Here is an 11,648-nt window from a genome sequence, read left to right as displayed (position 1 = left end):
GTGCGCTACGTCCAGGAGTTTCGGCAGGCGGCAGCCGTGCAAGCGTGGGTAGAAGCGATCGCGCAACGGGTAACGCGACCTTGGACGCTGATGGAAGTTTGCGGCGGCCAGACCCACAGCATCGTTCGCTATGGCCTCGATACTTTGCTGCCCGAGGGGGTGACGCTGCTGCATGGCCCCGGTTGTCCGGTCTGTGTGACGCCCGGCTCGGTGATTGATCAGGCAATCGCGATCGCCCAAGATCCGCAAGTCATAATCTGTAGCTTCGGCGATATGGTACGGGTTCCCGGCGAACGCCAGCAGAGTTTACAGCAAGCCCGTGCCGCTGGTGCTCAGGTGCAGATTGTCTATAGTCCACTGGATGCTGTTGCGATCGCAGCTAAAAACCCCGATCGCCAAGTGGTTTTTCTCGCGGTCGGCTTTGAAACAACAGCTCCCGCAACTGCTCTCGCGATCGCCCAAGCCCAGCAACAACAGCTCACCAACTTTTCGGTGTTGCTGTCTCATGTCCGCGTGGCTCCGGCGATGACACAGTTACTCGCTGATCCAGATTGCCGGATTCAAGGCTTTCTGGCGGCGGGTCATGTTTGTACAGTCGCTGGTTTAGCGGAATATCCGGCGATCGCTAATCGCTATCATGTCCCGATCGCGATTACTGGCTTTGAACCAGTCGATATTTTGCAGGGCATTTACGCCTGTCTGGATCAACTAGAATCCGGCCGCTCTGAAGTCGTGAATTGCTACGGTCGCGCTGTTCAAGAAGCTGGAAATTTAGCCGCTCAGCAGTGGGTAGAACGGGTGTTTGCGATCGCCGATCAAGACTGGCGCAGCCTGGGCACAATTCCCGAGGGAGGGCTGGAATTCCAGCCTGAATTTAAGTCGTTTGATGCCCATTGTCGTTTTGCAATCACTGGCGCGATCGCGCTCACATCAGTCAATGACTGCATCAGCGGTTTGGTTCTTCAAGGCCAGAAACAACCCTGTGACTGTCCGGCTTTTGGTCGCACTTGTACTCCAGAAAAACCTCTAGGTGCGCCAATGGTTTCCAGCGAGGGAGCTTGCGCTGCATACTATCGCTATCGCCGCACTCAAGTCATGAATTGATTTAAGTCTTCGGCGCTTTGTAGGGGCCTTGTGGGCGAGGCTGACGATCGATAAAAGTGGCTAAATCCCAGGCTTCCTGATCTGTCAAGTTTCCCCCAAACTGATAGGGCATATTCGACTTCAGGAATTTTGCCAAAGTCTCCGGCTGTGCTAACCCAGCCAAGCGATTAAAGGATTGATCACCCCACAGCGCAGGTCGATAGTAGGTGTTACTTCCATAGCGGCCTGCACCATTCAACTCATGACAAAACGCACACTTCTGCTGAAAAATTTCTTGACCCTGCTTTGGATTTCCAGCGAGCTTCTGAATATCTGGATAAGCTGTTTTAGGCAGCGTAATTTTAGACTGAGCAGCTTGCTGATCTAGCCACTGCATATATGTAATCAGAGCTTGAGCTTCTGGATTATATTTCTCCAACGGTAGCGGCAAGCCGTTGAGGCTATGCTCAAAGCAGGAATTAATTCTCTTCTGCAAATCATCTGTTTCTGGATATTGATACTTTTTGATCATCCCAAACCAAGAGGAGGCCGTAGGATTTGCCCCAACATTGAGATGGCAGCTAGCACAGTGAAGTTTCGCCTGAGGAACATACTGGGGCAGTGTTTCATAGGTTTTATTCGCAATTAGATAGCCTCGCAAAATGCTATTCCAGTTCTCCCGATCCCATTTTGTGTTGGGAGACTTAGGAGGAGCAATAATTTGAGGGTTTTTGAGGACTGGCCGTGCTTCAGCAAAGGTAAAACTAAAATCTGCAGATCGATATTGCTGCGTATTAGTCGTTCGAGCGATCGCATGGCAACCCATGCAAGAGGAACTTTTCTGGATATAGCTCTCCATCGTTGTGTTTGCCAAAATAGGCGGCAATACCTTAAAGACGGTTGGAGGGCTAGAGGGTTGCGGTGAAGGGACAGGCCATTGCGTATTAATCAACTGATAGTGCCGCCAAACTGAATCACCTAGACCCTTTTGCATGGCTCGGTTCAGGGCAGCAATGTTATCGATCGCGACTGATTTTTGACTGCAGTCAGGGTCAACCGCAGGGATAGGAGTTTCACGAGTAATTTGATTGGGTACTTGTGGCTGCGTTTGCTGATTTTTGAGGCAGTTGGGGCAATCAGGGTTAAAGAAGGAAGGATGCAAACCCTCCACGTTATCGATCTGTTCATAGGTACTCCAAATCCACTGGGGAGCACTGGCCGTCTTCGTCATGAGATGAAAGCCTACCAAACCCATGAGCTTTTCTTGGTAGCGATCACCCTCGATATCTTTCACGTAGGCTGGCACTGTATAGAAGCGATCGCGCTCTTTCGGCAAGACTTCTCGCCAAGCTGCTTTGAGAAGAATCGATCCTACCGGAGCAGAGAGATTAGGGAAGTTCGCCTGCTGTTCTGCCTGATAGAGTTTGTTGTCAACAACATAATCAAATAGAGTCTTGTTCATACGAATCTCGTAGCGAACAAGATTTCCTCTTTGATCCGTTAAAGTTCCAGGCAAAGCACCATCAGCTTTAGTTGGTTGGAATTGATCACTCAACACCTCGTCAACCTTACTAGTCCTAAAGAGAACCTTTGTTGCTCCAGATGGGGCCACTTCATCAGGCAGAGCTGGCCCGCGATTCCAGGCTTGAGGGAGTGCGCTATTGGGCAGGTAGACTTCGCTGGCTTCTTTCCAAGTCTCCCAAACGCGAGGGCCAGCCTTCGCAAGGATTGCTGCAATATCCGGTTGACCGCGATCGCCTACCTTTGCAGGCCAATTTAGAGCAATAAACTCTTGCCAAGCAAAGAGATCCACAGCTCGCTGAACAACATTAAAGTTTTTCTGTAACAAGCCTCCTTCGACGTCTTCTGGCAGTTGCCACGTGACTTTAGGATCTTGCAGTTTGACTGAACAAACTGGAGCAAGGCTGAGCGTTTTTAGTTCACGGGATCGAGCAGGGGATGATAGCGATAAAACCTGCCAAAAGGCCAAAACCAGAGCAATAACAGCTAGACGAACGGCCCATTTTTGTTTTGACATTTTGATCTTTGGGTTCAATGCTTCATTCAACCTGCTCAATCACTTAGCTACGAGGAATCAGAATCTCACTTTCTTTAGGCAGCTTATCTAACAACTGCGGAGAAAGCTGAAAGACATCATCCAGCACAGTATTGGGATTACTCATAATCCAGTCGTTGAGATCAATACTTTGATAGTCGCCATCATTAAAGACAATGAGAACATCTAGCGGTTGATCAGAGCTATTGCGCAGCGCGTGCCCATAGCCTTTAGGAACGTAGCCGACATCACCCTTCTGTAGACGGCTCATACTCGCTTTTCCTTCAGAGGCAAAAACGGCTAGATCCATCGATCCATTGAGGACGTATTGCCATTCATCGGCATTCGGATGCCAGTGCAATTGGCGCATTGCACCGGGCTCTAATCGCAATAGAGCTCCTGCCATGTTGAAGCTCGCAGGAAACTCTTTAGCACTTGCCAGCTTGAGTGTATTACCAGCCTGACTTGTGCGTGGCTTTTCAGCCAAAAGATTATGGGTATAAGGGAGAACGATCCTAGAAACTTTAGGGTTTCTAGATTGTGTTTTATCCAGTGGCTTAACCTCTGGGTTATAGCGAGAGATATAAACTTGTTTTTTGGGAAGTTTTTCAACTTCATCTTGACTCCAGCCAAAGTTTTGCTGAACCCAAGAAATCGGTGTGTGGGAGAGCCAGTCTGTGATGCTGAAAGTCGCTCCTTCTGAGAAAGTGCCGTCGTTAAAAACCAACAGAAACTTGGCAGTACCAGGGCCTATTCCCTCGATACTATGACCCCAGCCGCGGGGAAAATACCAGAGCCCCCCTTGATCAACATCGGCGATCTGAACTTGTCCGTCTGGATTTGTCAGTGTGACTCGTGTTCGTCCTTCAATGACGTAGGCCCACTCTGCAGCATTGGCATGCCAATGTAATTCTCGGATCGCTCCAGGCTTCAGAGTCATGTAGACCCCAGCCATTCCTTTGCTAACAGGAAAGTTATAGGTTCCCACTTGTTTAGTCACGCCACCGTCGTAGTCCACAAGTGGCGTCTTGCTGAATGGGTAGCTAAAGGCAGGGAGGTCTTTTCCCCAGACAACATTGGAAAGCGATCGCCAAGTTTGTGTTTGTGCCAATGAGGGCAAACAGAAACTACCTATCAGGACAAAACAGGTGATGACGCCTAACAAACCCAGAAAAAACTTAGACTTTTTTTGCATCGTCAGTAAGTGAGTTCAGTCAAGCGGGTTTACAGGAAAGTTCTGCCGACCTGCCTTAAGCAGAAAGTAACTGAGGAATTTTGGAACTCCAATTCTTTTTGCAAATTTTCACTGCCATAAAAAATTTGTTCGATTTACGCTGATCAAGCCTTGCAGCCGCTACCGAGCAATTTCAGACGATTTTGAACACTTAAATTTTTACTTTTGCCAACAGTTCTCAATCCACTGATGAAGCCAATCAGCTGGCTTGTCTCAATATCTCGTCGGCCCTACTGCATTACCGATCGCAGTTCTTCGTAGGCCAACTGAATTTGTTGGAAGCGATCGGGATCACCTCCCAGATCCGGGTGATTTGCTTTGGCTAGGCGGCGATAGGAGGCTTTTAGTTCTTGCAGGGTAGTCGGCCAAGGCAAGCCTAGAACCGTGGCTGCCGCTGGAATCTCAGCGTTGGATGAGGGCTGCTTAGCAGCTTGGCGATCGCGAGGAGGTTGATACTGCTGTTGGGTTTGCTGCGATCGCGATCGCCGTTGCTGCGCCCCAAACTGCATCGCCTGCTCGACAAACTGGTGGATGCTGTGGGGCGGATTGTTCAGCGCCGTACCCGCACTGAGGCCGTAGCGAAGGAGTGCCCAAGCCCGAAACCAATCGGTCTTTTGGCGCAAATCAAGCCGTACTGCATACTCATCGGCCAAGCAAGCTGCTAGCTCCTCGGGTGTATGCACCATCGAAAACTTTTGCTGAGCCAGCCCCAAAATGAACTGCCGAATCAGCGTCCAAGGCAGCGGCACTAACTTTTCAATGTCTCGCTCTAGCTCGTCCCATCCCTCTTCTTGACATTGATAGCTTTCGAGTCGGCGCTGCAGTCGCTTTAGTTGCTGCGGATCAAGCGACTGATAGAGCGTCTGCGCCAGATCGTCGACTGAGACTGCCCGCAACAGCGATCGCAAATCGCGACCGCGCTCCTGTTCTTGGCGGAGGCGGTCAAATTCCTGCCGCAATTCGGCCAGCAGGGCTTCGACTCGGCTGGGATCGGTCACTCGCTTCACGGCAGGACGGCGGGGCAGAACCAAAGGTGGCGAGCCAAGCTCAGCATCCTCAACAATGGAGAGGCTCGTCTTCAGTCTCTCCTTCACTATGCCCGCTCCGGTCGCCAATGGCAGTCAATGGCAGTTTTGGATCGATCGCGGCGGCACCTTCACTGACATTGTGGCCCAGCATCCTGATGGCAGGTTAACGGCGCACAAACTGCTGTCTGAGAACCCCGATCGCTACGAGGATGCCGTGCTGCAAGGCATTCGGGATTGTTTGGGATTGCAGGCTGAAGATCCACTTCCCATCGAGGCGATCGCCGCAGTCAAGATGGGCACGACCGTCGCCACCAATGCGCTGCTGGAACGGAAGGGCGATCGCACCGTGCTGCTGATCACCCAGGGTTTTGGCGATGCGCTGCGAATTGGCTACCAGAATCGGCCCAACATTTTTGCGCGGATCATCCAGCAACCGGAGCCACTCTACGATCGCGTGATTGAAGTGTCGGAGCGGGTCAGTGCCAGCGGTGAGATTCTGCAACCGTTGACGGAGCTGGAGATCATCCGTCAGCAACTCCAACAGGCAAAAGACCAAGGCTGCACCGCCTGCGCGATCGCCTTGATGCATGGCTACCGCTATCCCCAGCACGAACAACAACTGGCTGCGATCGCGACAGAATTGGGGTTTACACAAATTTCCGTCTCGCACCAAGTCAGCCCCCTGCAGCGGTTGATTGCGCGGGGTGATACGACTGTAGCCGATGCCTATCTTTCGCCGGTGCTGCGTCGCTATGTCGGTCGCATTGGTCAGGCGCTATGTCCAAATGGGCAAGGGCCACAACTGCTATTCATGCAGTCGAACGGTGGGCTAGCCACAGCTTCTGCCTTCAGTGGCAAAGACAGCATTCTCTCAGGGCCAGCGGGCGGTATGGTCGGCGCGATCGCGGTCAGTCAGCGAGCTGGTTGCGATCGCCTGATCAGCTTTGACATGGGCGGCACCTCCACGGATGTGGCCCACTACGCGGGTGAACTGGAGCGGGTTTATCAGACTGAAATTGCCGGCGTCCGTCTTCAGGTGCCGCTACTGGATATTCACACCGTGGCGGCGGGCGGCGGCTCGATTTTGCGTTTTCAAGATGGTCGCTTGCAGGTGGGGCCAGAGTCAGCAGGGGCGCATCCCGGTCCGAAGGGCTACGGACAGGGTGGGCCGTTAACCATCACTGATGCCAACATCCAAGTCGGAAAACTACAGCCGCAATTTTTCCCAGCCGTTTTTGGTGCAACTGGCGATCGCTCCTTGGATGCAGAAGCTGTCAATCTGGCGTTTCAGGAGTTGGCCACCACGATCGCCCAGCAGACAGGCCGCTCCTACCAGCCTGAACAGTTGGCTGAGCAGTTTCTGGCGATCGCTCTCGACAACATGGCCAACGCCATCAAAAAAGTGTCGTGGCAGCGCGGGCGCGATCTTAGCGATTACTGGCTCTGCTGCTTTGGGGCAGCCGGAGGTCAGCACGCTTGCCGCTTGGCGGAATTGTTGGGACTGCGGCGGATTCTGATCCATCCCTTTGCGGGCGTCCTCTCCGCCTACGGCATGGGCTTGGCCGATCGCCGAGCCTTGCAGCAGGTGAGCATCGAGCAAATTTTGAGTGAGGAAACCTTAGCCACCCTGGAGAATCAGGCGATCGCCCTCAGTCAACGCGCTCTGGAGCAACTCAAGGCAGATGGCGATGCGGATCTGACGGAAGTGACTCTGCTGCGATCGCTGCAGTTGCGCTATCAGGGCACGGATTCGGCGCTACTGGTGTCTTGGGCGGAGGATGCCGCAGCAATTACCGCTCTGTTTGAGCAGGCCTATCAGCAACGCTACGGCTTTGTGCAACCCGATCGCCCTTTGGTGATTGCCGCCCTGCAAGGAGAAGCGATCGGACGAATGCCAGCGGCGGCATTACCCGAGTCTCAGCCGACGCGATCGGGACTACCGCCGATCAAAGCCACGGTGCCCATGTTCAGCGGCGATCGCTGGCACGACACGCCAGTGTATGACCGGCAGACGTTGCAAACGGGCGATCGCATTCTGGGGCCAGCGCTGATTCTGGAGCCAACCGGCACCAACGTGATCGAACACGGATGGGCTGCCAGCCTCAATTCCTTTGGTGATCTGCTATTGGAGGCGGTGGAACTGCCGCAGCGCGATTGGTCAGCCGCCGCAACCGCTCCTGTCGATCCAGCACTGCTGGAGATTTTCAACAATCTGTTTCAGGCGATCGCCGAGCAAATGGGTGTGACCCTACAAAGCACCGCTAGCTCCGTCAACATCAAGGAACGCCTCGACTTTTCCTGCGCACTTTTCAACGCAGCAGGCGAACTGATTGCCAATGCGCCCCACATTCCGGTGCATCTCGGCTCGATGGGCGATAGCGTCCGCAGTTTGATCGATCGCGTCGGCACTGATCTTCAGCCTGGCGATGTCTATGCCCTCAATAATCCCTACGCGGGCGGCACTCACCTACCGGATATCACGGTGATTACGCCGGTTTTTCTAGCGGGTCAGACTAAGCCCCAGTTTTTTGTCGCCAGTCGCGGGCACCATGCCGATATCGGTGGTTTGACGCCGGGATCAATGCCGGCACAGAGTCAATCGATCGATCAGGAAGGCATTTTGTTCGATGGCTTGCTGTTAGTGCGGCAAGGGCAATTTCGCGAAACGACCATTCGCGATCGCCTCAGCCAGTCGCCCTATCCGGCGCGGAATCCTGACCAGAATTTGGCGGATCTTCAGGCGCAAATTGCTGCCAATGCCACGGGTCAACAACTCCTAATCCAAGCCGTTGAGCAGTTCACGCTGCCTACTGTTTTGGCCTATATGCAGCATGTGCAAGACAACGCTGAGCAAGCGGTGCGTCAAGCCATCCGTCAACTGGCGGCGGAACATCCGGGTCAAGCGACCTGTGTTTGCCCCCTCGATGATGGTTGCCAGATTCAAGTCACCGTGACGCTCGATCGCGATCGCGGCGAAGCCCAACTCGATCTCACGGGCACCTCACCTCAGCAACCGAATAATTTCAATGCCCCAGCAGCGATCGCCCGTGCCGTCGTGCTCTACGTTTTTCGCTGTCTTGTCGATCATCCGATTCCGCTTAATGCCGGTTGTCTGCGACCCCTGACGATTCAGATCCCCGATCGCAGTCTGCTCAATCCGCAAGCTCCGGCTGCCGTGGTTGCCGGTAATGTTGAAACCTCGCAGGCGATCGCGGATGCGCTGTGGGGCGCGTTGGGGGTGCTGGCTGCTAGCCAAGGCACGATGAATAACTTCAGTTTTGGCAGCGATCGCTATCAGTATTACGAGACGATCGCGGGCGGTGCGGGGGCAGGCAAAGAAGGGGCAGGTGCGTCGGTAGTACAAACCCACATGACCAACTCTCGCCTCACCGATCCCGAGGTGCTGGAGTCGCGTTTTCCAGTGCTGCTGGAGGAGTTTTCGATTCGGCGCGGTAGTGGTGGCGCGGGTCACTATGCCGGTGGCGATGGCGCAACTCGTCGTCTGCAGTTCTTGGAGCCGATGACTGCCACGATTCTCAGCAGTCGTCGCCAAGTCGCGCCTTTTGGTTTAGCGGGGGGAGGCGCTGGCCAAACGGGTGAAAATCGCTTGATTCGGGCTGATGGCAGCCAAGAAATTCTGCCAAGCACCGTGGAAGTAACCCTCTCAGCGGGCGATCGCCTTGAAATCCTTACGCCCGGTGGTGGCGGCTACGGCACTGGTTGATCCTGATTGACCTTCAAGGTGTTGGTGTCAAGATTGGTTTGCAATCCTGAGTCGGCGGGCATTCAGCCATGTCTTTTAAGACAGTTCTCGTGGCCGGAGCCAGTCGTGGCATTGGTCTTGCTGTTGCAGAACATTTTATTAACCAGTGCGATCGCCTTGTGGCGGTGTCGCGGACAGCGGCTCCAGTTGGGGGAATGGATTCAAGCGGATTTATCGGAGTTGGCCGGAGTTGAAACGGTAGCTCGAGCGATCGGGGAGGATTGCCTCGATGCACTGCTGTACATGGGCGGAACTTGGGAAACCCATGCTTTTACACCGCAATATGACTTTGAAAGCTGTTCGGATGAGGATATTGCGCGGGTAATTGCGGTCAATCTTGTTGCGCCGATTCGCTTGGTGAAAGTCTTACTGCCTGCACTGCGGCGATCGCATAATCCCAAAATCGTTTTTATGGGCGCTCTCTCGGGTCGAGATAATTTTCCTGCAAGAGAGGTTGCTAACAGTGCGTCGAAGTTTGGGCTGCGGGGAGTTGTTCACGCCTTACGGGAAGAATTGCGATCGCAGCAGATTGGGGTCACGGTGATTAATCCGGGAAATGTGGGTACCCCAGAAGTGTTAGCGGATCTCGCAGCAGCTAATCTGACAGGTGGTGAGGCGATTCCCCTGAGTGATCTTCTAGCGATTCTTGACTGTGTTCTTTCTTTAGCGCGAGCAACCCGTATCTAAGAAATTGATATACCAACTTTCTTCTTAAGAGGAGCTTCACAAAAAAGAGTCTAGAATGCTAAAATTTGAAAACTGTCTTTTCTATAACTGGCTACAAATATGAGGCTGCCAAGCAGACTAAGGCATAACCTGATAGCAAGATTATTTAAGCTGTAAAAATTGTTGAAAAAACCACTAACTTAGTCAAGCTTTCAAGATGAGTGACAAAACTAAAGAATTAAGGAATAAATACAATTCCAAAAATCGCCACAAGAACTTTGGGCCTTGCCTTAGAAAGGTACATATTGAGGGCTTTCGAGGAGTTCAGTCGGCTGATCTTGAACTTGAATTCCCCATAACTGCTATTTCTGGGCTTAATGGATCGGGGAAGAGTACTGTTGGTCAACTAGCAATTTGTGCATATAAGAAGCCAGATAAATCTATGACCTACAAAAGGCTTTATATTAAGGATTTTTTTCCAGTTTCTCCAGCTGATCCAAAACCAATATCTGACAGTGCAAAAGTAGTTTATTTCTACGAGACTGACGATTACCAAAAGCCTAAGGAAGTTACAGTATCCCGAGTAAAATCATCTTGGTCGGGCTATAAAAGACAGCCTGAAAGGTATTGTTACTATATCGGATTTACCGTTTATTTGCCAAAAGTAGAACGTAGAGATTTAAGTGTTTATGCAGGCGTCAATCTTCAATTTACTGAAAAACGAGATATTGAAGCAGAAGTTGTAAAAAAAATGGCCAGAATCATAGGTCATAAATATGAAAATGTAGCATTCCAAGGAGTATCCCACAACGGTAAAGAGTCAGAAGTAGGTATAGCTTACAGACTTGGATATTCTTACTCAGAAAATAATATGGGTTTGGGCGAAGGACGTATTCTATATACTATAGATAAGCTTGAGAGTTCGCCAGAGCAAAGTCTTTTTATCCTTGAAGAGCCAGAAACCTCACTTCATGAAAGCGCTCAGCATGAATTTGCAAAGTATCTTCTGGACGTATGTAATAGGCGACATCATCAAATAATACTTTCAACTCATTCTAGTGTGATTGTTAATGCTCTACCTCCTGAGTCGAGAAAATTGATGATCAGAGATGAGGGTGGCGTTGATATTAGAAACAAGATTTCCTCAGGTCAATTACGATCTATCTTGTCTTCTGGTCACGTGCGATCACTGGATATATGTGTCGAAGATAATTTTGCAAAGGTTTTATTGATAGAAGTTATACGCATGAAACGAAAAGCTCTGCTCAAAATAGTAGAAATTCATGCTATTGGAAGCACAGATGCAGTTCGCGAAGCTGTACGTATTCTTAAAAAAACAGGAAAGAAAGCAATTGCTGTTAGAGATGCAGATATTGGGCCTTCAGAGAAAGAAGGCTTATATTCCTTTCCAGGTAATAAGCCTCCGGAAAAAGAGGTTTTTGAGCATTCTGCGGTTAAGGCCTTTTTTAAGTCAAAGTATGATTTAGATGTTGAATGGTTTTTTCAATATAAGAACGTTTCTGATCATCATTACTATGCTAAGTGTATTGCTTCTGAAATTGCTTCAGATGAGAGTGTAATTCAGACTTCAGCGATTGAAGAGTATCTTAAACATGTCAATAACAATTTTGATTATTTGATTGATGCTATTGAAAAGGAATTAGACAATCACAATTAAATTGCTTCGAGACTATTGTATATATCTGTCAATCCTGAAGAGGAAAAAGTATCATAAAATAGTTGCGATTTAGCTATTTTTAAAAGCATGGCTACTAGTGGTAGTCCTTTTGTTGATGACTTTACAAGCAGCTGCCGCAA

7 protein-coding genes are annotated in these 11,648 nt (G+C 50.9%); 4 read left to right on the top strand and 3 right to left on the bottom strand.

Annotated elements, in window-relative coordinates; translation table 11 throughout:
• Complete coding sequence (gene hypD, locus SYC_RS09140; RefSeq protein ID WP_011244029.1) at window positions 1–1,104, top strand: hydrogenase formation protein HypD; 1,104 nt, start codon at window positions 1–3, stop codon at window positions 1,102–1,104.
• A gap of 1 nt (window position 1,105) precedes the next feature.
• Here hypD and SYC_RS09135 read toward each other — a convergent pair whose 3' ends face one another.
• The 3 genes from SYC_RS09135 to SYC_RS09125 all read right to left on the bottom strand — a co-directional run bounded on the left by SYC_RS09135 (window position 1,106) and on the right by SYC_RS09125 (window position 5,380).
• Complete coding sequence (locus SYC_RS09135) at window positions 1,106–3,151, bottom strand: c-type cytochrome (RefSeq protein WP_234701764.1); 2,046 nt, start codon at window positions 3,149–3,151, stop codon at window positions 1,106–1,108.
• A gap of 13 nt (window positions 3,152–3,164) precedes the next feature.
• On the bottom strand, window positions 3,165–4,334 hold the full coding sequence (locus SYC_RS09130; protein WP_011244027.1) for a cupin domain-containing protein: 1,170 nt from the start codon (window positions 4,332–4,334) through the stop codon (window positions 3,165–3,167).
• 269 nt (window positions 4,335–4,603) lie between these two features.
• A complete protein-coding gene (locus SYC_RS09125) occupies window positions 4,604–5,380 on the bottom strand; it encodes a J domain-containing protein (protein WP_234701763.1) in 777 nt (258 codons plus the stop codon).
• Window positions 5,381–5,468: 88 nt separating this feature from the next.
• Here SYC_RS09125 and SYC_RS09120 point away from each other — a divergent pair, with 88 nt between their 5' ends.
• The 3 genes from SYC_RS09120 to SYC_RS09110 all read left to right on the top strand — a co-directional run bounded on the left by SYC_RS09120 (window position 5,469) and on the right by SYC_RS09110 (window position 11,508).
• Entirely contained in the window at window positions 5,469–9,125 is a 3,657-nt protein-coding gene (locus SYC_RS09120) for a hydantoinase B/oxoprolinase family protein (RefSeq protein WP_011244025.1), read from the top strand.
• 105 nt (window positions 9,126–9,230) lie between these two features.
• Window positions 9,231–9,851 carry an SDR family NAD(P)-dependent oxidoreductase gene (locus SYC_RS09115; RefSeq protein ID WP_011378442.1) on the top strand — a complete coding sequence of 207 codons (621 nt, stop codon included), beginning with the start codon at window positions 9,231–9,233 and terminating at the stop codon, window positions 9,849–9,851.
• A 196-nt stretch (window positions 9,852–10,047) separates the two neighbouring features.
• The gene (locus SYC_RS09110; RefSeq protein WP_011244023.1) at window positions 10,048–11,508 is read left to right on the top strand and encodes an ATP-dependent nuclease; all 1,461 of its coding nucleotides are present in this window, start codon (window positions 10,048–10,050) and stop codon (window positions 11,506–11,508) included.
• Window positions 11,509–11,648 lie beyond the last annotated feature (140 nt).

The sequence above is a fragment of the Synechococcus elongatus PCC 6301 genome (assembly GCF_000010065.1).
Classification (GTDB): domain Bacteria; phylum Cyanobacteriota; class Cyanobacteriia; order Synechococcales; family Synechococcaceae; genus Synechococcus; species Synechococcus elongatus.
This window is presented reverse-complemented; position numbering and strand designations above follow the sequence as displayed.

Excerpts from the sequence above, each read along its gene's own strand:
- SYC_RS09130 (WP_011244027.1), bottom strand. The coding sequence starts at position 4,334 with ATGCAAAAAAAGTCTAAGTTTTTTCTGGGTTTGTTAGGCGTCATCACC.
- SYC_RS09120 (WP_011244025.1), top strand. The coding sequence starts at position 5,469 with ATGCCCGCTCCGGTCGCCAATGGCAGTCAATGGCAGTTTTGGATCGAT.
- SYC_RS09110 (WP_011244023.1), top strand. The coding sequence starts at position 10,048 with ATGAGTGACAAAACTAAAGAATTAAGGAATAAATACAATTCCAAAAAT.